Annotated in this window: 27 protein-coding genes; 18 read left to right on the forward strand and 9 right to left on the reverse strand. The window is 34.8% G+C overall.

Annotation, left to right across the window (positions count from 1 at the left end):
• Positions 1-19: 19 nt before the first annotated feature.
• Complete coding sequence (locus K8B81_RS17045) at positions 20-247, forward strand: CDGSH iron-sulfur domain-containing protein (protein WP_073485872.1); 228 nt, start codon at positions 20-22, stop codon at positions 245-247.
• A 49-nt stretch (positions 248-296) separates the two neighbouring features.
• On the opposite strand, the gene K8B81_RS17050 is transcribed toward K8B81_RS17045, so the two are convergent.
• The 5 genes from K8B81_RS17050 to K8B81_RS17070 are packed head-to-tail and all read right to left on the reverse strand — an operon-like array spanning position 297 to position 3,414.
• Complete coding sequence (locus K8B81_RS17050) at positions 297-1,196, reverse strand: PhzF family phenazine biosynthesis protein (RefSeq protein ID WP_223682754.1); 900 nt, start codon at positions 1,194-1,196, stop codon at positions 297-299.
• Between the two features lie 60 nt (positions 1,197-1,256).
• Entirely contained in the window at positions 1,257-1,703 is a 447-nt protein-coding gene (locus K8B81_RS17055) for a hypothetical protein (protein ID WP_223682755.1), read from the reverse strand.
• Positions 1,700-2,263, reverse strand: coding sequence for a hypothetical protein (locus K8B81_RS17060; protein WP_223682756.1), 564 nt, complete (start codon positions 2,261-2,263; stop codon positions 1,700-1,702). Before K8B81_RS17060 ends, K8B81_RS17055 begins: the two co-directional genes overlap by 4 nt.
• A gap of 9 nt (positions 2,264-2,272) precedes the next feature.
• Entirely contained in the window at positions 2,273-2,830 is a 558-nt protein-coding gene (locus K8B81_RS17065; protein ID WP_223682757.1) for a YdeI/OmpD-associated family protein, read from the reverse strand.
• A gap of 5 nt (positions 2,831-2,835) precedes the next feature.
• Positions 2,836-3,414: a YdeI/OmpD-associated family protein gene (locus tag K8B81_RS17070; RefSeq protein ID WP_223682758.1), complete on the reverse strand. Its 579-nt coding sequence runs from the start codon at positions 3,412-3,414 to the stop codon at positions 2,836-2,838.
• A gap of 338 nt (positions 3,415-3,752) precedes the next feature.
• Between K8B81_RS17070 and K8B81_RS17075 the strand changes: the two genes are divergently transcribed.
• The 11 genes from K8B81_RS17075 (at position 3,753) to proC (ending at position 14,852) form a co-directional block, all read left to right on the forward strand.
• Complete coding sequence (locus K8B81_RS17075) at positions 3,753-3,920, forward strand: hypothetical protein (RefSeq protein WP_223682759.1); 168 nt, start codon at positions 3,753-3,755, stop codon at positions 3,918-3,920.
• 20 nt (positions 3,921-3,940) lie between these two features.
• Positions 3,941-4,483, forward strand: coding sequence for a DMP19 family protein (locus tag K8B81_RS17080; protein WP_223682760.1), 543 nt, complete (start codon positions 3,941-3,943; stop codon positions 4,481-4,483).
• 81 nt (positions 4,484-4,564) lie between these two features.
• Complete coding sequence (locus K8B81_RS17085) at positions 4,565-6,118, forward strand: patatin-like phospholipase domain-containing protein (protein WP_223682761.1); 1,554 nt, start codon at positions 4,565-4,567, stop codon at positions 6,116-6,118.
• A gap of 91 nt (positions 6,119-6,209) precedes the next feature.
• A complete protein-coding gene (locus K8B81_RS17090) occupies positions 6,210-7,130 on the forward strand; it encodes a hypothetical protein (protein WP_223682762.1) in 921 nt (306 codons plus the stop codon).
• Between the two features lie 188 nt (positions 7,131-7,318).
• Positions 7,319-8,590, forward strand: a complete 1,272-nt coding sequence (gene serS, locus K8B81_RS17095; RefSeq protein WP_223682763.1) for a serine--tRNA ligase — start codon at positions 7,319-7,321, stop codon at positions 8,588-8,590.
• A gap of 83 nt (positions 8,591-8,673) precedes the next feature.
• Positions 8,674-9,507: a prolipoprotein diacylglyceryl transferase gene (gene lgt / locus K8B81_RS17100; RefSeq protein ID WP_223682764.1), complete on the forward strand. Its 834-nt coding sequence runs from the start codon at positions 8,674-8,676 to the stop codon at positions 9,505-9,507.
• 51 nt (positions 9,508-9,558) lie between these two features.
• Complete coding sequence (locus K8B81_RS17105) at positions 9,559-11,340, forward strand: tetratricopeptide repeat protein (RefSeq protein ID WP_223682765.1); 1,782 nt, start codon at positions 9,559-9,561, stop codon at positions 11,338-11,340.
• Positions 11,341-11,422: 82 nt separating this feature from the next.
• Complete coding sequence (locus K8B81_RS17110) at positions 11,423-11,755, forward strand: DUF4286 family protein (protein ID WP_223682766.1); 333 nt, start codon at positions 11,423-11,425, stop codon at positions 11,753-11,755.
• A 92-nt stretch (positions 11,756-11,847) separates the two neighbouring features.
• Positions 11,848-12,633: a 16S rRNA (adenine(1518)-N(6)/adenine(1519)-N(6))-dimethyltransferase RsmA gene (rsmA, locus tag K8B81_RS17115; RefSeq protein ID WP_223682767.1), complete on the forward strand. Its 786-nt coding sequence runs from the start codon at positions 11,848-11,850 to the stop codon at positions 12,631-12,633.
• Positions 12,617-13,966, forward strand: a complete 1,350-nt coding sequence (gene mgtE, locus K8B81_RS17120) for a magnesium transporter (RefSeq protein WP_223682768.1) — start codon at positions 12,617-12,619, stop codon at positions 13,964-13,966. The genes rsmA and mgtE overlap by 17 nt, the downstream gene beginning before the upstream one ends.
• 100 nt (positions 13,967-14,066) lie before the next feature.
• Entirely contained in the window at positions 14,067-14,852 is a 786-nt protein-coding gene (gene proC, locus K8B81_RS17125; RefSeq protein WP_223682769.1) for a pyrroline-5-carboxylate reductase, read from the forward strand.
• A gap of 52 nt (positions 14,853-14,904) precedes the next feature.
• On the opposite strand, the gene K8B81_RS17130 is transcribed toward proC, so the two are convergent.
• Positions 14,905-15,432 carry a hypothetical protein gene (locus K8B81_RS17130; protein WP_223682770.1) on the reverse strand — a complete coding sequence of 176 codons (528 nt, stop codon included), beginning with the start codon at positions 15,430-15,432 and terminating at the stop codon, positions 14,905-14,907.
• Positions 15,433-15,434: 2 nt separating this feature from the next.
• Positions 15,435-16,577 (reverse strand): Na+/H+ antiporter NhaA, encoded by a 1,143-nt coding sequence (gene nhaA, locus K8B81_RS17135; protein WP_223682771.1) that lies wholly within the window; start codon positions 16,575-16,577, stop codon positions 15,435-15,437.
• 168 nt (positions 16,578-16,745) lie between these two features.
• Here nhaA and K8B81_RS17140 point away from each other — a divergent pair, with 168 nt between their 5' ends.
• The 4 genes from K8B81_RS17140 (at position 16,746) to K8B81_RS17155 (ending at position 19,128) form a co-directional block, all read left to right on the forward strand.
• A complete protein-coding gene (locus tag K8B81_RS17140; protein WP_223682772.1) occupies positions 16,746-17,693 on the forward strand; it encodes a 2-hydroxyacid dehydrogenase in 948 nt (315 codons plus the stop codon).
• Positions 17,694-17,865: 172 nt separating this feature from the next.
• Positions 17,866-18,291, forward strand: coding sequence for a DUF805 domain-containing protein (locus K8B81_RS17145; protein ID WP_223682773.1), 426 nt, complete (start codon positions 17,866-17,868; stop codon positions 18,289-18,291).
• A 14-nt stretch (positions 18,292-18,305) separates the two neighbouring features.
• Positions 18,306-18,689 carry a DUF4234 domain-containing protein gene (locus K8B81_RS17150; RefSeq protein WP_223682774.1) on the forward strand — a complete coding sequence of 128 codons (384 nt, stop codon included), beginning with the start codon at positions 18,306-18,308 and terminating at the stop codon, positions 18,687-18,689.
• A 127-nt stretch (positions 18,690-18,816) separates the two neighbouring features.
• Positions 18,817-19,128 (forward strand): DUF2752 domain-containing protein, encoded by a 312-nt coding sequence (locus tag K8B81_RS17155; RefSeq protein WP_223682782.1) that lies wholly within the window; start codon positions 18,817-18,819, stop codon positions 19,126-19,128.
• 55 nt (positions 19,129-19,183) lie between these two features.
• Here the strand turns inward: K8B81_RS17155 and K8B81_RS17160 are convergent, their stop codons facing one another.
• Positions 19,184-20,992, reverse strand: coding sequence for a GNAT family N-acyltransferase (locus K8B81_RS17160; RefSeq protein ID WP_223682775.1), 1,809 nt, complete (start codon positions 20,990-20,992; stop codon positions 19,184-19,186).
• 114 nt (positions 20,993-21,106) lie between these two features.
• On the opposite strand from K8B81_RS17160, the gene K8B81_RS17165 reads away from it, so the two are divergent.
• Together K8B81_RS17165 and K8B81_RS17170 are read left to right on the forward strand one after the other, a co-directional pair.
• Positions 21,107-21,868 carry an exodeoxyribonuclease III gene (locus K8B81_RS17165; RefSeq protein ID WP_223682776.1) on the forward strand — a complete coding sequence of 254 codons (762 nt, stop codon included), beginning with the start codon at positions 21,107-21,109 and terminating at the stop codon, positions 21,866-21,868.
• Positions 21,869-22,072: 204 nt separating this feature from the next.
• Positions 22,073-23,014, forward strand: coding sequence for an OmpA family protein (locus K8B81_RS17170; protein ID WP_223682777.1), 942 nt, complete (start codon positions 22,073-22,075; stop codon positions 23,012-23,014).
• Between the two features lie 410 nt (positions 23,015-23,424).
• Here the strand turns inward: K8B81_RS17170 and K8B81_RS17175 are convergent, their stop codons facing one another.
• Positions 23,425-24,591: a beta-ketoacyl synthase N-terminal-like domain-containing protein gene (locus tag K8B81_RS17175; protein WP_223682778.1), complete on the reverse strand. Its 1,167-nt coding sequence runs from the start codon at positions 24,589-24,591 to the stop codon at positions 23,425-23,427.
• Between the last annotated feature and the right edge of the window lie 237 nt (positions 24,592-24,828).

Below are 24,828 nucleotides of genomic sequence, written 5' to 3' on the forward strand. Positions count from 1 at the left end.
AACAGCTAAAATAATTTTTATGAGCAAGACAAAACTTATTATCAATAAAAATGGATCAATCAAAATTGAAGGTGATTTTGAAATTATGGATCCGGAAGGAACTCTTTACGGACTTCAGGGAAGATCAGCACTTGGTCTTTGCCGTTGCGGATTATCAAACAATAAACCATTTTGCGATGGCGGACACAGAAACAATTTCGAACATGATTCTGTAGCGTTTGATTTGCCTCCGATGAAAACGAATTAAGGATTTTTTTCCAAACATAAAAAGCGGTAATATTTAAATGCCGCTTTTTTTATATATAAAGTTCCCCTTTCATCGTAACAATCGAAGAACCGCCCACTAAAATATCATTTTCACGATTCATTACTTCAATTATGGAAGGCTGGTTTAGCTTAACGCCCTGCAAAATTTTATATTCCTGATTGGGTTTTGTGTATTTCTTTTGAGTAAGGAACCCAATTAAAGGTCCGGCAGCAGTTCCCGTTGCAGGATCTTCATTGATTCCAATTACAGGGTTAAAAAATCGGGTTTCGGCAATGGTGTCGTTTTGATCTGAAATAGTAAAACAATAAAACCCGTCAGAGTGGTATTCTTTCGAAATCTCGATTAAAAGTTTATTATCAGGAACAATGTCGTTCAGAATCTGGCTATTTTTGACAGGAACCATCATGTGAGTGACTTCCGTTTTTACAATAGTCGGGACAAAAGCATTTACATCTAAATCCTCAATCCTAAGCCCCAGTGCCACTGCAATTTTATATGTTGGTACTTCCTCTTCAATAATTGCCAGTTTTTGATGCATTTGCACCACCGGATATTGCGTAACCTGATCAAAACTAACCGTTACCGGAATTGCAGAATGTTTCATAATCACAAAACGATTGTTTTCTGATTGTTCTTCAAATATGGACATTTTTTTGAATAAAGCGCCACAGACTGCCCCCAGCAAATTATGTCCGGCACCGTCAATTTCGATTCCGGTTGGGGTAAACGAACGGACATTTAATGCTTTTTGCTCTTTTGAATAATAAACAAATGAAGTTTCAGAGTAGCCAAATTCTTTAGAAATATCCTGATAGGTTTCAAGAGGTAAATTTCCATCAGTAAAAACAACAGAAAGTGGATTTCCTTTATAACTTTCGTTTGAGAATACGTCTAAAACGTAATATTGTAAGGTTGTTCTTTCGTCCATTTTTATTGTAATTATTTATCAAAAAATAACAACTGATGTAAATTTGATTATGTTATTTAATTAATCTTTGTTTTTTATAAAATTCCAAAGGTTTAAAATTAAAGGAAAAGTAACAAATACAAGCCAAATTGCAATATGTTTTGGCATAACTTTATAGTAATAATTCAGATAGAATAAGCTACCTGTAAACATAATGCAGTATAAAGAATGTAGTATTTTAACTTGCTGAAAAGAATATCTGTTAATATGGTCATTTTTTAGCTCTTTTAAATCCTTATAATATTGTTTGTTAAAAAAAGTTCCTTTTCCTGGCATGAAAGCAATTAACATAGTGAAGTTTTGTACGATGTAAACACCTGAAACACCTAAAAGAAAATATTGAACAGTAATATAAAATCCGCTCGTGAGGTTTTGTGAATTTTCGATTTGTTCATTTTGAAATGTTCTTATAATGTTTTCAGCAGCAAACAAAACAAATATTATCGTGCTCCAAATACTTAATATCAACCTGTTTGTTTTGTTAATTCTGTATTTGTAAATGCATGGAAGATTGAAAATAATGAAAAAAGCAAAGCTTTTGACAAAATCAAAAACAGAAACAAATTGTGATTTTCTAAAAGACCAAAATCAAATATCCAATATAGAACAGCTATAGACTGGAGTAATGTAATTCCTTCAGTTAGTTTTGGAACAACCTTGTCTTTATTAAAAGCAATTATAAAAATTAAAAAGAAAATCAAAAAACAAAAGGGCCAAATCTGAATATGATTTTCGAAGTTATAATTATGTTCTCTTTTACCGGGTAAAAAAGATAAAAAGCTCAGGAAAAAGGATAAGAGAGCAATTCCCAGAACTTCTCCCCATTTTTTCATAATAAATTTTGCTTCAAAAATTGAACCGGCAATTAAGGCGAATATGCTTATCGGAATTAAATTTCTGTCAGTTATATATATTCTGTAAAAAATGTATAAAAGAAAAAGCAGAGAAAATCCTCCAATTCCATATAAATAAGGGATTAAGCTTATGCCTTTGTGTTTTGTTTTTCGGGGTTTATTCTGTGTTGCCAATTTGTTTTTTTAGAGTATTCGTTTTTGCTGTATGCTTGCAGCTATCGTTTTTTCAAGTCTCGAAATTCTGGTTTTTTCCTGCTTGGCACTCATAATTAAATGAATCACTACTCTTTTGTAAGATGGTGCCTGCTTTTCAAAAAAATCCCAGGCAGGTTTATTCGCTTTGAATTGTTTTTCTAATTCAGGATCGAGAATATAAGCTTCTTTTTCGTGTGAATAAATTCCGGATCTTTCTTCAGATTTTAATTCGAAAGCTTTTTTACCTGCTTCCGTCATTAATCCGGCTTTTGTGAGCTGTTCGACTTTCTTAATATTGATGACACTCCAGATACTCGATTTTTTTCTCGGTGTAAACCGAATTGAATAACTTTCATCGTCAATAGTTTTGCGGATACCGTCAATCCAGCCAAAACAAAGTGCCTGATCTACAGATTCTGACCATGACATGGTAGGTTTTTTGCTGCTCACTTTATAGAAACCAACTACTAATTCGGTTTCGGTTTGATAATGTTTTTCCAGCCATGCTCTGAATTTTTCCTGGGTTGGGAAGAAGGTTGCTTTCATATTTGTTAGTCATTTAATCCTTTCCCGTTAAGGATTTGCGGAATGGCTTTTTCAATTCGTGACGCTCTGGTTTTAGATTGCTTGGGTGCCGAAAAATGTAGCATATACGCTCTTTGTCTTCCAGGTGTCAATGCTTCGAAAGCGGTTTTTAAATCTGGATTTTCATCTAATTTGGTTTGAAATTCTTCTGCAACAGCAAACTCTTCCGTTTTTTTGAATTCAAATTTCAAACCTGCTTTTTCTACTTCAACAGCTTCATAAATATAGGCTTTCAGGACAGCTTCAAGTTCGGTGATTTGCTGGATATTGGTAAACCGGATCTGGCGTGCCGACTGTACATTGGCGGTTTGTTGTACCAGAATATGGTCTGTGTCTTTTAATAAAGCGCCTTTGAAAAACAAAAGCGCGCAATATTCCTTAAAATCATGGATTAAAACAATGTTGTTTTTGTGAAAAGTATAACAGGGAACTCCCCATTTCAATTCTTCGGATAGCTGGCAGTCCAGCACAATTGTTCTTAATTTTTCGGTTTCTTTTTGCCACTTTTCGTTTTTGCTAAAATAAAAATCAACTTTAGGATTCATTCTATATCATTAATTTTAAGAGTCTGTAAAAGGTTGAGTCCTGCAAATACTTATTAAAGGCACGCATGAGCATAAACAAAAATACGAATAAATAGGAAATGGTTTAAGCGGAATTGCGATTGTATAATGCACCGTTATTTATAAACTCATTTTTAAAAAATTCCATCCTAAATTAAATCTTCTTATAAAAACGAGAACGCGTTAGGGATAGAGGCGATATCCTTTTGCAAGCGAAGCAATGCAAAAGATAAAGCCGAAAGCCCGACCCGGAGGGAAACGCCCAAAATATATTCCAATCATATCATTATTTACCCGAAATTTGCAAAAACATTTGTATCATGGCTAAAGGACCTGAAAAAAACACCAAAAACAAGGCGCTGCATACAAAATTGCTAAACCGGAAAAAAGCTAAACTTCAGGAGGAGAAAAAAGAACGTGCCTTACGGTTGAAAGCTTTGGTAGCCAAAATGAATGAAAAAAAGAATAATGGTGATACGCTCATATAAATAATCCCAAAAAAGACAAAATGGAAGAATTCGGCAGAATACTAGTTTCAGAAACGGCAATGAACAGTGGCAATCCGCAGGATGTGATTAATTCTAATATTTCGGTAATCAATTTAATGCGTGAAGAAGGTGTTGATGACGAGTTTATTCATGAAGATGCGTTGCTGAGTTATTACCTGGATTATTACACTTTAAAATATACGGAAGGGAACTTTGCGAAATTTGTATATGACTCCCGCTGGAATAAAGAACTGAATGAACTTATCGAAGAAGGTCTTGCGCTTATTGGAGCCGAAAAGCATTTAGAATTATTTCAGGCACAGGCAAAAAGGGTCAAATTACTGAGCAGTGTGAAAATCGGTAAATTCTTAAACGGTAAGTTTGAAGGGGTTAATCCAACCAGGGATTTGCTGAATAACAATTCATTTTTCGAATTGGATGAAAACCTTACTGAGCTCAATGCAAATTTCTTGAAAAACCATCCGGATTTTGAAGTGCTTCCTGTAGACGATATGTTTGCTGTGCTGGAAGAATTTACAGGACATGAGATTAAACGTTCCTAAATTTATTTCGATTAGGGTTATTTTTATTGTATTCAACTTTCTTGTAAATTCGCTATCAGTGAATTCGTTATTAAAACCAAAATGAAATACTCATATTCCACGATTTTCCTGATTGTATGGTTTTTTAGCTTTCGGTTAGGTTTTTCTCAAAATAAAATCAGTCTTTTTTCAGAGATTAATTACAATTCGATTCCGTCTGTTTCTTTAAATGAGTATAAATCGGTTCAGGAACGTGATAAAAAGTTTCAAAATCCCAACATTGCTTTAGGAGTTGCGATTTCCGGAGGAGGTTCAAGGGCACAATTTTTTAGTATGGGTGTGCTTTTAGGCTTAGAAGAAATTAACGAAGAGAATTCTCAACATAATTTTTTAAACGAAATCGATTATTTCTCAACGGTTTCAGGTGGTTGTTATTCGGCAGGTTATTATTTAACGATCCTGAAAAATAAATTGTATCAGGGGCACCAGTCTTTTAATGAATTTTACTTTTCCAAAGCCGATGCTTACAAGGATTATGTCAATAAATCGGCTAGTATTTTATCCCTTCTCAATAATAGCAAAAACGAAAAAGGCGATAAAATATCCATGAGCCAGCAACTGGATCTTGAGGTCTTGCAATATGACTGCACGAATCCTGACAATCCTGATAAGTGCAAAACCCAGATGCTTTTGTCTGATTTTTTTATTCCGAAAGAAAGCACGCTACGTCCTTATTTACCGATGATGGTTGCCAACGGAACAGCCTATAATAACGGAGAACGGATTGCATTTATGCCTCATGTTATCAGAGGGCTCAATATAAATTCGTCCCTGGCTCCCAATAAAGCTACGGTTTGTTTAGACGAAAATGAGGTAAACGATGGTTACGAGTTTCCGCTTACTTATGGAATAACGGCGAGTTCTGCTTTTCCGGGCGTGCTTCCAAAAACAAAATTCGGAATCAAAGGACAGAATAAGATTTTGTGTATTATTGATGGCGGTGCTTCAGATAATACGGGGTATAAAACATTACTGGAACTTCTTCATAGTGATGGTAAGGTAAATGATAAAAACAAAAAAGCACTATTTATTGATTGTCTGGGGCAGGGAAAAAAAGAGCCTTACATAACTGACGAAAAAATCAAATTGATTTCATTGCTCGAAACGACTTCTTTATATACGGTTCAGACCCGATATATGACTTTTGACAGGGATATTGAAAATGCTTTTGAGAGATATAAAATACCGGTTTCAAATTATGAAATAATTGGTTTTACCACTCTCAGAGACCATTTGCTGAAAATGAAAAAAGATGAATCATATCAAAAAATTATGGCTGAATTAAAAAATGCAGATGATGATTACAGTAATTGGCTGAAATTTTATGAAAAATTCAAACGCGATTTAGTAGAACAGTTCGGTGAACTCAGTTTTACACGAGACAAAGATGGCGAAATAATCCTGGCCACACTTACTCATAACAAGTTTAACGAATTGACGGCAGCCAACATTCTGATCTTATATGAATTTGCTTCCCATGTTGAAACCAAACTAAAAATAACACCCGAAGAAAGAGAAATGCTTTTGTTGTCCGGACGTTTAGCCACTTTTTTAAAAACCAAAGAATTGAAAAATTTGCTGACTGAAAATAAGTAGTTGATGAATAAAGATGTTTGCCAAATTTATTTTTTAATGATGTTGTAAGAAAATTATATATTTGGAAGCCCTAATTCTAAAATCAACAACGATGAAAATCAAAACCTACTTAATTCTCATTGGCACTTTTTTGTTTTTAAGTTCCTGCGAAAAAAATAAAAACAAAACCATTGATGAAAAGGCCAATCTGACAGCAGATGTGCAGTCTGAAAATGTAACATCCAAACCAGTCGAAAAGCTTGTTTTTAAAGACAATGAAAGCATATTGCTGTCTGAAGAACTGGATTTGAACCTCTTAAAAAAAGCAGCTATCAATCTCAATATCAAATATTCTGATTTACGAATCAGCGAAACAACTTCTGTTAGTTATAATGATGAGATAGCCTTTTTCGTCATCACTTATGTGGTTGATACGGAGGAACACAGTCATGAAACAGAAGAATATGATTTGGGAGATTATCTCGAAAGAAAATACCTTTTTGTCAATAAAGCTGATGGTAAAATCATTGCTCAGGAAAAAGATTCGAATCTGAGCTACAATGAAAATGAAGCAATGCAGTTTTCGAAAACGTATATTCTCAAAGATTTAATTCAGTTAAACGAAAATATAACCGGAGTTGCATTTTATACTGAGGAAGCTTCAGGAAGCCGTGTAAACTTATATTCCCAGCAAAAATTTACGATTCTTGCGTTGGTAAACAATAAAATTAAAAAACTGTTATACGAATATCCTATCCGGAAAACACAAGGCGATTCAAACGGCGGAGGCTCTTTTGAATTGGAAACTTTAGAAACAGGTTTAATAGTTTCTGATGAAGAAACAAACGGTTTTCAGGATTTAATAGTTTCAAAGAATTTTTTATATGAAGTCGCTATAGAGGCAGATGAGGATACTGGTACTGCTGAAAAATCTACTATCAAGACAAAAAAAGAATCCGAAAGACTAAAATATAACGGTCAGATTTATGTGTTTAAGAAAGATGACCGATATAGGTTTCTGGATTATGATTAAAGATTTGAATTTCTAAATTTTAGTTCCTTAACAAAAAAACTTCGCGAATCTTTGCGTGACCTTCGTGCAACTTTGCGAAACATCCTTTAAAATACATTCTTTCCCCTAAAACTTTGTCGTAATCTTAGGAAACATTTCCTTAAATTTGCTTCCGTTATAAAAAATACAATAGTTATAAAAACCAAGCTATGTTACAAATCGCATTTATTAGAGAAAATCAGGAGAAAGTAATCAGGGCTTTAGCAAAACGAAATATTGATGCTAAAAGCGTTGTGGAAGAGGTGGTGCAACTAGACGAAAACCGTCGTGCTGCTCAGGTAGAATTAGACAATACTTTATCTGAATCTAATAAATTGTCCAAAGACATTGGCGAGTTAATGAAAGCCGGTGAGAAAGCCAAAGCGGCAATCTTGAAAGAAAAAACGGTTTCATTAAAAGAAAAAAGCAAAGAATTAGGCGAAAAAGCAGAAGCTTTAGCAGCTGAACTGACCAGTAAATTATACACGTTGCCAAATCTTCCGGCTGATATTGTTCCAGAAGGAAAAACACCGGATGACAATTTGAATGTTTTTGAAGAAGGAGATATTCCGGTTTTGCATGAAGGTGCACAGCCACATTGGGAACTGGTAAAAAAATACGATATCATCGATTTTGAACTGGGTGTAAAAATTACCGGAGCAGGTTTTCCGGTTTATAAAGGAAAAGGAGCTCGTTTACAGCGTGCCTTAATTAATTATTTTTTAGATAAAAATACGGCTGCGGGTTACAATGAAGTTCAGGTGCCGCATTTGGTAAATGAAGCTTCAGGATACGGAACAGGACAGTTACCGGATAAAGAAGGGCAGATGTACCATGCCACTGTTGATGATTTATATCTGATTCCGACTGCTGAGGTCCCGGTTACGAATTTGTTCCGAGATGTTATATTGAACGAAAGTGATCTTCCGATTCTGCATACTGCTTATACGCCTTGTTTCCGTCGTGAAGCAGGTTCATACGGAGCGCACGTTCGAGGATTAAACCGTTTGCACCAATTTGATAAAGTAGAAATTGTACGTGTAGAACATCCTGATAATTCTTATGCAGCTCTTGACGGAATGGTAGAACATGTAAAAAACATTTTGAAGGAATTGAAATTACCATACAGAATTCTGCGTCTTTGCGGAGGAGATATGGGTTTTACTTCGGCTTTGACGTATGATTTTGAAGTGTTTTCAACGGCTCAGGATCGTTGGTTAGAAATTAGTTCCGTTTCTAATTTCGAAACATTTCAGGCAAACCGCTTGAAATTGCGTTTCAAAGATAAGGACGGAAAAAACCAGCTGGCTCACACACTTAACGGAAGTTCATTAGCCCTTCCACGTGTTTTAGCCGGAATTTTAGAAAATTACCAAACACCGGAAGGAATCGTAATCCCTGAAGTTTTACGTCCTTACTGCGGATTTGATATTATAAACTAATTTTAGTAATTTAGAGTTAAACCTAACAGGCTTTTAAAACCTGTTAGGTTTTTTAATTTTGAGGAACCACTAAACAGAGCAAGATGAGTGCAGTATTAAATTGGAATGTAGATCCGGTTATTGTTTGGATCACAGATAGTTTTCCTTTAAAATATTACGGAGCACTTTTTGCCTGCGGACTTCTTTTGGGTTTTTACATCGTTAGAAATATCTTTAAAAATGAAAATATTCCTTTAGATAATGTGGACAGTTTACTTATTTATGTCATTGTTGGAACTGTTTTAGGGGCAAGACTCGGACATTGCTTCTTTTATGAACTAGAATATTTCTTAAAACATCCAATAGAAATTCTTTTACCAATTGAAAAAATTGACGGTTCATATCAATTTGTAGGTTTTCGAGGTTTGGCAAGCCATGGTGGAACGATTGGTGTTTTGTTTGCTATTCTTGTATATTGCAGAAAATACAAGGTCAAACTATTGTGGATTTTAGACAGAATGGCCATAGCAGTTCCAATTACTGCTGCTTTTATCCGATTTGGCAATTTTATGAACTCAGAAATCTATGGAAAACCAACTAATGGAAACTGGGGTGTAGTTTTTCAAAGAGACGATTTGATTCCGAGACATCCAACACAATTATATGAGGCATTTTCGTATTTATTAATTTTTGGAATTTTGTTTTATATGTACGAAGTCGAAAAAATCAGGGACACACAGGGATTAATCTTTGGAAGTTTCTTAACTTTATTATTTTCAGCTCGTTTCATTATTGAGTTTTTTAAAGAAAATCAAGAATCTTTTGAGAACAATATGCTGATTAATATGGGGCAGATTTTAAGTATTCCATTCATTTTGATTGGTTTGGGTTTGATATTCTGGAGATCTAAAGAAAAAGAAAACATCAAATTTTCATAACATTTTCGGTTTTCTAAACTGCGATTAAACTACATTTTTAAAGCTGAAAATATGAAAAAAATATTCCTATATATCGTATTATTATGTTCTGGTTTTGCGTTTGCTCAAAATGAGCAGCTCGCTCAATACTACTACGATAAAGGCGATTTCGAAAAAGCTAAAATCAGCTATGAACAGCTTTTAAATGCTTCACCATCCAATACACAGTATTTTTTAAGGACAGTTGAATCTTATCAGCAATTGCAGCAATTTGCTAATGCTGAAAAAATGATTCAGGAGCGGTACAATCGCTACAAACAAGGAGTTTTTTTAGTAGAACTCGGTTATAATTTCCAATTGCAGAAAAACGAATCAAAAGCCAAAAATTACTATGACCAGGCGATTGAAAAAATCAAAACGAATCCAAATGATGTTTATGGAGTCGGGAATTCTTTTGAGAAAAAAGTTTTACTGGAATATGCTTTGAAAGCATACCAAACTGCAATGCAGGTACAGCCGAATTACAATTTTAATTTCCAGATTGGAATGTTGTACGGACAGCTGGGAAAGACGGATCAGATGATTGATCTTTTGTTAACCGAATCTTTTCAGAATCCACAGAATACGAATCTGATTCAGACCCAATTATCGCGTTTCATGAATGGTGAAACTGATAATACTGCTTTTAAGGATGCAATGCGCAAAGCTTTAATCCTGAAAACACAGCAAAATCAGGATGTATTCTGGAATCATTATCTGAGCTGGTTTTATGTGCAGCAAAAGGAATTCGCAAAAGCCTTTATTCAGGAAAAAGCGATTTACAAACGTGAACCGGAATCTTTAATAAGCATTGTAAATTTAAGTCAGTTTGCACTAAATGAAGATGATACTGAAACAGCGGCAGAAATTTTAAATTTTATTCTGCAGAATACAAAAGATCAGGATTTGCTGATCCGTACGAATGCGAGTCTGATGCAGATTAAAATTGATAAAGCATCAGAAATAGATTACCCTGCAATTAATACTGAGTTAGAACATTTGCTTGCAACTTATGGAGTAAGTCCTTTTACCTTATCTTTGCAAATAATTCAGGCGCATTTCCTGGCTTTCAATCTGAAAAAGACAGAAGAAGGAAAGGCTGTTATAAAAAAGGCTTTAGAATTGAATTTAAACGAGTACCAGAAAGCAGATGCGAAAATGGAACTGGGCGATATTTTGCTTTTGGAAGAAAAGTTTAATCAGGCACTGATTTACTATTCGCAAATTCAGCTGGATTTAAAAAACGATGTAATGTCGCATGAAGCGAGTTTAAAAGCGGCCAAAACAAGTTATTTTAAAACCGATTTTGAGTGGGCTTTAAAACAATTTAAAGAATTGAAATCGGCCAATACACAATTAATTGCGAATGATGCCCTGGAATATTTTTTACTGATCAATGACAACACAGTTGCCGATTCGACACAAACTGCTTTGAAGCAATTTGCCAAGGGTGATTTTCTGCTTTATCAGAATAAAAAACAGGAAGCTATTACACAATTTCAAAACATTCTAAAGTCATTTAAAGGACAGGAAATCGAAGCTGTAACAATGTTGCGTTTAGGGAAAATCTATGAAAGTCTGAAAGATTATAATTCGGCTTTAAGCCAATATCAGCAAGTGATTGACCATCATAGCAATGGAATTTATGTAGATGAAGCACTGTTCTTTGCTGCAGAAATTTACAACGATGAACTGAAAGAAACAGAAAAAGCAAAACCTTTGTATGAGAAGGTAATTTTTAATCATCAGGACAGTATTTACTTTGTTGATGCAAGAAAAAAATACCGCGAATTGAGAGGAGATAAAAATTTATAAAATAGATTTTTGGATCATTAGAAAGTTAGATTATTAGAAGTCTAACAATCTAAGAAGTCTAACAATCGAACAATCTAAAAAAATGATTATTTACAACGTTACCACCAATATACACGAAAGCGTTCATGACCAATGGTTAAATTGGATGCAGGAAAAACATATTCCTGAAATTCTGGCTACAAATAAGTTTTCATCGGCACGAATTGTAAAAGTTCTGGTTGAAGAAGAGATGGGCGGAGTTACTTATTCTGTACAATACACAACAGACAGTAAGGATACTTTAGAAAAATACTATTTGGAGGATCAACCAAAATTTGATAGAGAAGCTTTAGAATTGTTTGCGGATAAAATGCTTTCTTTCAGAACAGAATTGCAGGTTATTTCAGAACATTACGATTTCGACTATAAGTCTTAATTAGTAAAAAGTTTGAAAATAAAGCTTTGAGCCCTTGAGTCTTCGCTGCAAAAAGAATACTTTTGCGCCCTCGTGGCAAAACAAGAAAGAAAATGGAAAAAGTAAAAGCCAAAAAACATTTAGGACAGCATTTCCTTAAAGACGAAAGCATAGCAAAAGCAATTGCTGATACTTTAAGTTTAAAGGGATACGATGAGGTTTTAGAAATAGGACCGGGGATGGGTGTGCTTACTAAATATTTACTTGACAAGGAGGTAACAACACGAGTAATCGAGATTGATACTGAATCTGTTGCATATCTCGACGCCAATTATCCAAAATTAAAAGATAAAATCATTTCAGAAGACTTTCTGAAATACAACATAAACCAAGTTTACGAAAACAAGCAGTTCGCCATAATTGGTAACTTTCCTTATAATATCTCTTCTCAGATTGTTTTTAGAACATTAGAATTCAGAGATCAGATCCCGGAGTTTTCAGGAATGTTTCAAAAGGAAGTTGCAGAGCGAATCTGTGAAAAAAAAGGATCAAAAACCTACGGAATCCTGTCTGTACTGGCACAGGCTTTCTATGATACTGAGTATTTGTTTACTGTTGACGAAAATGTTTTTATTCCTCCGCCCAAGGTGAAATCGGGTGTGATGAAAATGACCCGAAAGGAAGATTATAGTCTTCCGTGTGGCGAAAGGTTGTTCTTTACTGTAGTGAAAACAGCTTTCCAGCAAAGACGAAAAACATTACGTAACAGTTTGAAAACATTAAATTTATCAGATAATTTGCGGGAAGATACTATCTTTGATCTTCGACCAGAGCAACTTAGCGTTGATGAGTTTATTGTTTTGACTCAAAAAATAGAAGCCGATGGAGTTCAAAGTTAGCAAAGAATTAATCCAGCAATTAGAAGAGCATATTGTTCATAAAAACGACAATGAACTTGAAGTTTTACTGAATGACCTGCACCACGCTGATATTGCCGAAATCCTTGATGAACTGGATTTTGACGATGCAACCTACATTTTTAAGGTTTTAGACAGTGATAAAACCGCAGAAATTCTTCTTGAATTAGAAGATGACCTGCGAGAAAATATCTTAAGCCGACTTTCACCAAAAGAAATTGCTGAGGAGCTTGATGAGCTTGAAACTAATGATGCGGCAGATATTATTGCCGAACTTTCACAGGAAATTAAAGCAGAAGTAATCTCGGAATTAATTGACGTTGAACACGCAAAAGACATTGTTGATTTGTTGCGTTACGACGAAAATTCTGCGGGAGGTCTCATGGGTAAAGAGCTCGTAAAAGTAAACGAGAACTGGAACGTGCTGACCTGCGTGAAAGAAATGCGCATCCAGGCCGAAAACGTATCCAGGGTACATTCGATTTATGTAGTCGATGATGAAAACCGCTTAAAAGGAAGATTGTCCCTAAAAGATTTACTGACTTCTTCGACCAAAACCCAAATTGGCGACGTTTATATCCGAAAACTGAATTTTGTCAACGTAGATACTGAAGATGTTGAGGTAGCCCGTATCATGCAAAAATACGATTTGGAAGCGATTCCGGTTGTAGATGAGCTTGGACGTCTTGTGGGAAGAATTACAATCGATGATATCGTAGATGTAATCAAAGACGAAGCTGATAAGGATTACCAGCTAGCTGCAGGTATTACACAGGACGTTGAATCAAATGACAGCGTTTTAGAATTGACAAAAGCCCGTTTGCCATGGCTTTTAATTGGTATGGTTATCGAAATCGTGGCTTCCTTTGTTTTGAAGGGAAATGAACAGACATTCCAAAAATATTCAACTTTAATCATTTTCGTACCCCTGCTTTCGGCAACGGCCGGAAATATCGGCGTTCAGGCCTCAGCAATCGTGGTTCAGGGTTTGGCAAATGGTACTCTTAAGGATTTTAGCAGAGGGTATTTTAGTAAAGAAATCACTGTTTCAATGATATCCGGAAGTATTATTTCATTGCTTCTCCTGGGATATCATTCAATTATGTATCAGCAGTATTTAGTAGGGCTTGCAATTTCGATTTCGATGATTGTAGTGATTTTATTTGCTGCAACATTAGGAACGCTTGTGCCGCTTTTTTTGCATAAAAATAAAATAGATCCTGCTATCGCGACAGGACCATTTATCACCACAACCAATGATGTCTTTGGAATTATGCTCTATTTTGGAGTAGCCAAATTGATTCTGGGTTTTTAATTTTTTCCAACAAATTAACAGCTTGCAGTGATTTAAGATCTTAAAAATCTGTGTAATTTGTGGCTTAAAAAAACACGCTATTAATCAGCAATAAATAAGCATGAAAGTACATATTATTGGAGGAGGAAACCTTGGGGTTTCTGTTGCCGTTGGGATTGCCAAATTTTCTAAAAACAATCAGGTTACCGTTACCAGAAGAAATACTGAGAGTATTCAGTATTTAACAGAATTAGGAATCACCGTTTCTTCAGATAACAAACATAATATTCAGGAAGCCGATGTGATTATTCTAACTGTGAAACCGTATCAGGTAGACACTGTTCTGGCAGAGATTTTGCCAGTGATTTCAGGAAAAACAATTGCATCTGCAGTAAGTGGTTTGTCTTTGGAAATGCTTCAGTCAAAAACGAATAATGAATTTCCGGTAGTGAGAATCATGCCGAATATCGCTGCTCAATTTGGTGAATCTGCCACATGTATTTCATTTCCTGATAAAGACAAAGAGAAAGCTTTACCAATTGTAGATTTGTTTCAGGATTTAGGAACTGCTCCGGTTATCGATGAGAAATTAATGGATGCAGCGACTGTTTTGGGTGCCTGCGGAACAGCGTATGCTTTAAGATATATCCGTGCTTCAATGCAGGCCGGAATCGAAATTGGATTTGATTCGCAAACGGCTTTGGCAATTGCTGCACAAACTGCAAAAGGAGCAGCAAAAATGCTATTAGAAGAAAAAGTACACCCGGAACAATTAATTGATCGTGTAACGACACCTCAGGGATGTACAATTGCAGGTCTTAACGAAATGGAACACAATGGTTTCAGTTCATCTTTAATCAAAGGAATCAAAACTTCTTTGAAACAGATTAAAGGACTTTTAAAATAAAAATATCAAATTCCTGAAATTCCAAATTCCAATTTTCTGTGGGATTTGGAATTTACTTTTTAACCAATTCAATATATTTTGCATCACATTCTCCAAGTTTCGTGTAGTAATTCATAGCATTTCCATAATTCTGCATGGTTAGTGTATCTTTTTTATAAGCAAAACCGATTCCGGTTGGTATTTCTAATTCTTTATTTGTCTTTTTAGGATCCGAAATAGTATCTGTTTCATCTTGATGACTGATATCTCCTTCGTATTCATCCCATTCAATACCTTCCAAAACCAAATATTTTTCTCCTGATTCATTAGTAGAGAAAGTGGCCTTGCCTGTTAATTTTCGGTTATTTGTTTTTAATACATAGGAATAACCATTCCTGGCTTTTGCTATTTCTACAGAAATACCACATTCATCGCCTTGATAAATTCCGGCTATTGATTCTTCATTTTTAATTGTTGGAAGTGTTGCAATAGTGTCATTGTTGTTTTTAACCGGAATTGATATCTCTTTTTTGTTTTCGCACGCAAAAATTATCAATACTGAAAATGAAAACAATATAAAGGGAATTTTTTTTAATTTCATAACTAAGTCTTTTTTTGCGCTAAGATGTATTTCAAATAAATAAATCCAAAAATCCCTGAAAGCAGTGATGCAATCAGAATGGCTATTTTTGAAAAAATAATGGTTTCAGGATCTTTAAATGCTAAAAATGTAATGAAGATAGACATCGTGAAACCAATGCCACCCAACATTCCGGCACCCAGAATATGAGTCCATTTTAATTTTTTGGGTAAAGCACATAGGCCAGAGTTTACTCCAATAAAAGAAAAGAGTAGGATGCCCAAAGGTTTTCCAACAACCAATCCTAAGATGATACCAAAGGTATTGGGGTGATTCATGCCTTGATACCAGTCAGACTCTATAGCAATACATGTATTGGCAACAGCAAATAAAGGTAATATAAAAAAGGCAACAGGTTTGTGTAGAAAATGCTGTAACCTGTACGATGATGTTTTTTCGCTTCCATCCCCAAAGGGAATTACGAAAGCTAAAATTACCCCTGTAATAGTGGCGTGTACTCCAGAACTAAGCATAAAATACCACATAATAAACCCCCCAATTAAATAAGGAATTAGATTGTGGATTTTCATTCGATTCAAAACAAATAAGAGAATCCAGATTCCAAGTGCTATCCCAAGATTAAAAAAAGCTATAGTGGAGGTATAAAAAATAGCAATTACTATTATGGCTCCCAAATCATCAATGACTGCCAATGCTGTTAAGAACACCTTTAATGATACAGGGACTTTATTTCCTAAAAGCGATAAAATTCCGATTGCAAATGCAATATCTGTTGCCATTGGTATTCCTGCTCCGTTTTGTGTTTCAGTTCCGTAATTTAAAGCCAAAAATAAGGCCGCAGGAATTAACATTCCTCCAAATGCTGCTACTATTGGTAATGATGCATTTTTTATGCTGGATAATTCACCATGGTATATTTCACGTTCCAGTTCCAATCCAATCAGTAAAAAAAATATTGTCATTAATCCGTCATTAATCCAGTGTGTGATGGAATGTCCACCCAGATCTTTTTCCCAAAAAGCAATGTATTCTGTGTTAAATGATAAATTAGCAATTGTAAGTGAAAGAACAGTCACAAATAATAACAACAGTCCACTTGATTTTTCGTTTTCAAAAAAGGCATTAAAGGTCTTGGTCAATTTCATTTTAGCAATTTATGTATGTATTAAAACGTCTCTGAAGTTTCGGAAATGTTGTTTTTCAAAGTTAAAAAAAAATTAACCCAATAGAAAAGATATAGTGTTTTGTTTGGTCTGTGCAGATTACTAAATAAAAGAATAAAATGTATTTTTGTTTATCTAAATTTTTAAAAAATGAGTGTAAAAATTCTACATATCGACAGCAACCACCCCATTCTTTGGCAGCAATTAGAAGAAGCAGGTTTTGAAAATCATGCCGACTTTAAATCTTCAAAAGAAGAAATCGAAGCTAAAATTCAGGATTATAACGGCATTGTAATCAGAAGTCGTTTTAAAATCGACAAACAGTTTATTGATAAAGCTGTCAATTTGCAGTTTATTGCCAGAGTTGGTGCGGGTCTTGAGAGTATCGACTGTGATTACGCAATAGAAAAAGATATCAATCTTATTGCGGCTCCGGAAGGTAATTGCAACGCTGTTGCAGAACATACCTTAGGAATGATTTTATCTCTTTTTAATAAACTAAATCAGGCAGATAGTGAAATCCGATCAGGAGCATGGAACCGGGAAAGCAACCGCGGACATGAACTTGACGGGAAAACGGTTGGAATTATCGGATACGGAAACATGGGAAAAGCCTTTGCTAAAAAATTAAGGGGTTTTGATGTTGAAGTGTTGTGCTATGACATTGCTGATAATATGGGAGATGAAAATGCCAAACAAGTTTCATTACAGGAATTACAGCAAAAGACAGATGTATTGAGCCTGCATATTCCATGGACGCCGGAAACAGACAAAATGATCGATTTGAATTTTATCAATGCATTTGCCAAGCCATTTTGGATTATAAATACTTCACGTGGTAAAAACATCGTCACGGCTGATTTGGTTGAAGCTATGAAGTCCGGAAAGGTTTTAGGTGCAGGTCTGGATGTTTTGGAATATGAGAAACTTTCTTTTGAAACATTATTTCAGGAAAAAAATACTCCAGAAGCCTTTCAGTATTTGCTGGATGGTAAAAAAGTAATCCTTACCCCTCATATTGCGGGCTGGACATTTGAAAGCCATGAACGTCTGGCTCAGGTTATTGTAGATAAAATAAAGGCTTTGTATTCAAAATAATTATCGATATTTCTTTAGATTTTAATAACAGGTTTTTTCTGAAAAATTAATTGACACAATTAGCTTTTGAATTTATTTTTTTTTAATATTGTCCTTAATTTTAACAAAATTTTAAAAAGGAGTAAGCCGAAAATCCTAAAAAGAGTAGGGTTTAACTAAAAAAAATATTATTATGATTGAATGGTACAAGAAAGTGGTTTTTGAAAACTATGCAAACTTTAATGGTCGTGCCAGAAGAAGTGAATATTGGTATTTTGCTCTTGCTAATGGAATAATTTCAATTCTTTTAATACTGATTGGAGCAATAGTTGGAGGGATTTTTGGAGATGCAATTACAGGAGGAATTATTGGATATGCTCTTTTTGGATTATATACCTTAGCAACGATTGTTCCGGGTTTAGGTGTAGTAGTTCGTAGATTACACGATGTTGGAAAAAGTGGATGGTTTTATTTTATAGCACTTATTCCATTTATTGGTGGTATTTGGTTACTAGTTTTAATGTGTACAGAAGGTGATCGTGGATCAAATCAATATGGACCAGATCCAAAAAATGAAATCGAGGAAATTAATGAGATTGGAAAAGTTGAACTACAATAATTAGATTATATAAAATGGAAAATACAAAACCTGAAGAATGGAATAAACCAAATTTAGAGATACCAGAATTTAAAGTAGATCCTATTATGGTTCTAGTATTTGGATTTTTAACTTGCGGACTATATTTAATTTACTGGAATATTAAAGTTGCTGAGGTTTTTAATGCAGTTGCTAAAAAAGAAGTAATCTCGCAGCCAATAGCAATATTTGCAGGATGTTGTATGCCGGTTAATATTTATTTCTATTATTTGGCTGGTAAAGAAGCTTTGCCTAAAGTGTATGAACAAACTGGAGAACTTCAAAAAGACCAATCTACATTATTAATTGTTTTAGGTTTCTTTTTTCCTATTGCAGCAGCAATGATTGTACAAGGTGATATCAACAGATTATATAAATAATAGCAGAATAAAACGCAAAATTTACGGAATTGTCGGTGCTACAATAACACTGATTGTTCCGTTTTTTTTTATGCTTAACAATCATAATGACCATTTAGAGTCAGATCAGTCTTTATGTCCTTTTAAGATGCTTACTGGGTTTCCTTGTCCTGGTTGTGGTATAACGAAATCGTTGGTATATTTTTATCAGGGGGATATTTATAAAAGTATTAGTTATCATATTTTAGGCCCATTTGTAATTCTTTTTTGCTGGTTGACAATTGTTGTATTAATAGTAGAGATAATCAATAAAAAGGAATACTTTTCTAATCTATTGTACAATAAAAGATTAGCTTATAATTTAGCCTATTTTCTGGCTATTTACCATTTCGTAAGATTGATAATTTTTATCACAAATAATACTCTTGATGATGTTTTACATCAATCTATCTGGTTCTAAAACATAAAAAAAACCCATTTCAAGCGAAATGGGTTTTCTTTTTTATAGGTTTTTCTTAGCTAATATCTTCTTTTTCAGATAATTTTCGTTCCAGTTCGATTTGAAACTCTTCGATAACAGGTTTCATAGTGCTTTCCGGAATATCTGCAATCCTGATGTACATTAAGCCGTCTACAGCATTATTGAACAGAGGGTCAACATTAAATGCCACTACACGTGCATTTTGTTTGATGTACTTTTTAATCAGAACAGGCAAACGTAAATTTCCAGGTTCCAGTTCATCAATAATTTTGTCAAATTTATTCAGGTCTGATTCAGCTTCATCAAAAATAAAGTCTTTGTCTGCATCTTTCAGTTTTACCTTATAAGCCTTTTTCGGATGGATGTACTGCGCAATATACGGATCGTAATAGTTCGATTTCATAAACTCAATCATTAGTGATTTAGAGAAGTCTGAGAACTGATTACTGATACTTACTCCACCCAGCAAATATTTGTGTTCAGGGTAACGCAAGGTCGTATGAATAATTCCTTTCCACAATAAAAATAAAGGCATCGGTTTTTGCTGATAATCTTTGATGATAAAAGCACGGCCCATTTCTATGGAATTATGCATCATGTCATGCAGTTCAGGTTCAAATCTAAAAAGGTCATTAAGATAAAAACCTTCGAGCCCATATTTTGGATAAATTTCAGAACCTAATCCCATTCGGTAAGCGCCGGCAATTTTTTTAGTATCCTCATCCCATAAAAACATGTGATGGTAATACTGGTCAAACTGGTCTAAGTCGATAGATTCATTCGTTCCTTCGCCAACCTCACGGAAAGTAATTTCACGTAAACGCCCAATTTCATGTAAAATATTCGGAATTGATTTCGCTGTGGCAAAAAAGACCTCATAATTTTTACTTTGCAATAAACGACAGTCACTGTTTCTTAAAGCCTGAACTTCATCAATCATTTTTGCTTCATTAGCAGCAGTAACAATCTTTTTAGGCGCTTTCGTAATTTTTAAATTAGATGTATCCAGTAATTTATGCTCCTTTTCGAAAGGATTAGCCAGCATGTAAGTTTTCTTTCTTAAAAACTCAGAGTATTCTTCGAACGATTCGATTTCATTTTGTTCGTTTACCGAAATTGGTTTTCCAATACGAACCTTAATCACACGGTCTTTTTGTGTAAGAAGTTCTGAAGGTAATTTTGCTGTACGTAAAGTATCATCAATTTTAGAAAGCCAATAGAATAATTTACTGTTCTTAGCATGAAAGTAAATCGGGACAACCGGAACTTTTGCTTTTCTGATCAGTTTGATAGCACCTTCTTCCCAGGGTTTGTCAACTACGAGTTTTCCGTCTTTGTAAGTCGAAACTTCGCCGGCAGGGAAAATCCCCAAAGGTTTTCCGTCGCTTAAATGACGTAAAGTTTCTTTAATGCCTATTACACTCGATTTTGCATCCTTATGATTTTCAAAAGGATTAACCGGCATAATGTATTTTTTCATCGGGATAATTCTGTGTAATAAGAAGTTGGCGATAATCTTGAAATTAGGTTCTCTTTCAAGCATCAGTTTCAAAAGTAAAATACCATCAATTCCTCCAAGCGGATGATTTGAAATCGTAATGTAAGCACCATCTTTAGGCAGACGCTTTAAATCTTCTTCAGGAATTTCGAATTTGATCTCCATCTCATCCAAAATACCGTTTAAAAAAGCAACATCTTCTAAATGTTTATTGTGATCGTAAATTTTATTGAGGGTGGATATTTTAAGAACCTTCATGAGAATCCAGCCTGAAAAAGTACCGAAAACTCCGTACTTGTCAACATTTATTGCCTTTGCAACTTCTTTCGCGGTAACTAAACCCATGTACTTTTTTAATTTATTAGAACAGCGAACAAAGATAACAAAAAACTCTACTTTTAGCGTTTGTTATGTAAACTTTCAGCATTTTTATTACTTTTGAAATTCTAAAAAAATCCAATGAAAATTATTTCTTATAACGTAAACGGAATACGCGCTGCTATTTCAAAAGGCTTTATTACCTGGCTTCAGCAGGCCAATCCTGATGTAATTTGTCTTCAGGAAATTAAGGCTACACAAGAGCAAATTCCAACAGAAGAGATTACAGCTGCAGGCTATCCGTATCAATATTATTATCCGGCAACTAAAAAAGGATACAGTGGTGTAGCCATTTTATCTAAAATAGAACCCAATCAGGTTGTTTACGGAACCGGAATTCAACATATGGATTTCGAAGGAAGAAACCTGCGTGCCGATTTTGATGATGTATCGGTAATGAGCCTGTATCTGCCATCAGGGACCAATATCGAAAGATTAGACCATAAATTTATGTATATGGATGATTTTCAAAACTACATAAATGAATTAAAATTAACCATTCCTAATATCATAATTTGCGGAGATTACAATATTTGTCACGAAGCGATTGATATTCACGATCCGGTTCGAAACAAAACCGTTTCAGGATTTTTGCCGGCTGAACGTGCCTGGTTAGATGCCTTTATGAAATCTGGCTTTATCGACAGTTTCCGCCATTTCAACAAAGACCCGCACCATTATACCTGGTGGAGTTACCGCGCAGGAGCCAGAGGTAATAACAAAGGCTGGCGTATCGATTACAATCTGGTAAGCCAGCCTTTAGAGCACAGATTGAGACGTGCCGTTATTCTTCCGGATGCCATACATTCAGATCATTGTCCGGTTTTAGTCGAAATCGAGTAATTCTGGTATTGTTATTGTTACACAAAGGCGGGTTCTAAGTTCAATGATTCGTTAGCAAAGTTTAAGGAGCTAATTCCTGCTTTCCACTGCAATCTTTGTGGTTTTAAAGAAAAACCACAAAGGATTTCCGTTTCAATCAGGGCTAGGGCATTACGGTAAAAAGCACATTTAAAGAATAATAACCTAATTATAAATACCATAAAAATGATTAAAAAAGCCTCACTTGGATTGCTTGTCCTGGCACTTTCAACGTCTTGTGTTTCCAAAAAAATCTACAACGACCTGGAAACAAAATATTCAGACTTAAAAAAAGAAAACCGTTCTATTGCTGATGAAAACAGCGAATTAAAAAAAGCAAAAAGTCAGTTAGAATTAGACCGTGATAAATTAACGAAGGATTTAGCAAGTGCAAAAGATGATTTAGCAAAACAAAAAGCTGATCTTGCCGCTGCACAGAACAAATTCAAAGTTTTACAGGATTCTTATAACGCATTAGAGAAAAACAGCAACGATGCTTTAGAGAAAAACATGAACAAAAACCGCGATTTGCTGGCCGAATTAGAAGCAAAATCAAAAAAATTAGCTGAAGAGCAGGCACGTTTAGATAAAACCGCAAGCCGTCTGAATGAACTTGAAGCGATGATTGCAGCAAAAGAAGAAGCAATGAGAAAGCTGAAAGAAACATTGTCTAAAGCTTTAAACGGTTTCGAAGGAAAGGGACTTACAGTTGAACAGAAAAACGGAAAAGTATATGTTTCTATGGAAAATAAACTGCTTTTCAATTCTGGAAGCTGGGCAGTGGGTTCTGAGGGTAGAAAAGCGGTTGTAGAGTTAGGAAAAGTATTGGGCGACAATCCGGATCTTTCTGTATTGATTGAAGGACATACTGATGATGATCCATACGCAGGCTCTGGACCAATCGCTAACAACTGGGATTTATCTACCAAAAGAGCGACTGCAATCGTGGCTATTTTAAGTGAAAATGCTAAAATCAACAAACAAAAGCTAACAGCTGCCGGTCGTAGTGAATTTTCTCCTTTGGCAAGCAACGCAACTCCTGAAGGAAAAGCTAAAAACCGTAGAATCGAAATCATATTAACACCAAGATTAGACGAAATCGCAGACATGCTAAACAGCATCAACTAAGTTGAATTTTATAATATTTAAAAAGGCTCAGAGTTTTTAAAACTTTGAGCCTTTTTTTATTTTGTCTTGTCCGTTTTAAAATCGGTTTTTTATATGATTCGTTTCTACGGAACTCTTGTAATAATCGTATGTTTTCAACGGATTAAAATCCGTCGCTACAATATGTTACGAGTCTAAGGCTCTTTGTTTATATTTCTATTAGTCTTACTATAGTCGAAGGAATCAATTTTAAATTGAAACTGTTTTGATTTGATGTTAGTTTAGTCAATGTAGTTTTACTTATAAAATTTTTGCTTTATATTAAAATGATAAAGCAAAAGTTCCGGAGGAACGATTTATTTTGTAGCAACAGATTTTAATCCGTTGTTAATGAGATATGGTTCATTGAGTTCCGTAGAAACGATTCATATTTATGCTTTTTCAATTAAAATACTAACGGCATTTCCTCCAAAACCAACGGCATTAATCAGCACTTTTTTAATGGTTTTCGTCTGATTTTGAGCTTTCGCAAACGGAACATTGATAAACTTATCGTGCTGTATCATTAAAAGGGCTAATTCTAAACTCAAAATTCCTGAAGCCCCAAAAGTGTGGCCGATTTTCCATTTGTTGGTAGTGAGTAATGGTACATTTTCTCCGAAGACTTTTTCGATCGCGCGCAGTTCGGTTAAATCACCTTTTATGGTTCCGGGTGCATGCATGACAATCACGTCTACCTCTTTTATATCGGTTTCTTTTAAAGCCATTTTCATCGATTTCTGAAAACAATCCGCTTCTGCAGAAATCGAAATATTATGTTCCAGAATCTCAGTTGCATATCCAACTCCGGTTATATAGGCTATTGCATTTTCTGCTTCGTCAGCTTCCAGACAGCAAACACCGGCAGCTTCACCTAAAATCATCGTATTTTGCGTTTTCTCAAAATCAAAAGCCAGATTGGGCCACGAGTCTTTCGTCTGATCAATACGCGAATATATTTTTAAAGCCCGCATCTGGGCAATCGTAAAATCAGTTAGAGGTGCTTCACTTCCGCCAACTAAAAACTTATCTGCCATTCCGGATTTTAGCCATGCAACGCCATTTAAAATAGCATGAAGCGCCGTAGAACAGGTAATGGAATGTGAAATTTCCGGACCCACGCTTTGCAAATCGTGTGCGATCCAGGAAGAAATATTTCCCAGAGTAGTTGTTGGAGAGGCGAGAGTTTGCGCTTTTCCGGTGTCAATGTATTCTTTGTAATGCTTTTCGAACAAATCAGTTGCTCCGCGTGAAGAGCCTATGTTGATTCCAAATACATCTCCTGATTTCCAACCTGCCTGCTCAATCGCTTTTCGCGAAGCTGCCAAAGCAAACAAAACAGAATCATCTAAAAATTTATATTTAGAATCTGATTCACGAACTTCAGCTATAATTTGTTTGGAGTCAGCTTCAAGTGCTGCTACAGAAGTTTCCTGCTGATCTAAAAATTGCTGCGAAAAGCAATGCTGATTGTTTAGGTATTTTTTCCAGACTTCTTCAGGATTATTTCCTAATGGAGAAATAGATGAAAACGCTGTTATGGAGATTTTAGTATTCACAGTTTTTTATTTAACCGCAAAGTTCGCAAAAGTTTTGGCAAAGTTCGCAGGGTTTTAAATAAATTAAACCATATAAGTGATATAAGTTCATTTATGCAGGCTGCTTATATTTTCTCCTATGTTTGCGAAGTTATTGATTTGAGTTTTAAAAGTCAATAGATTTGAATTATGAAGTGAAAAAGAATGTGAGTAAATTATTTATAAAATAACTCCAAGAAGTATATTCGATATAAGAAA

This window comes from Flavobacterium hibisci (assembly GCF_020026925.1).
GTDB classification, from domain to species: Bacteria; Bacteroidota; Bacteroidia; order Flavobacteriales; family Flavobacteriaceae; genus Flavobacterium; species Flavobacterium hibisci.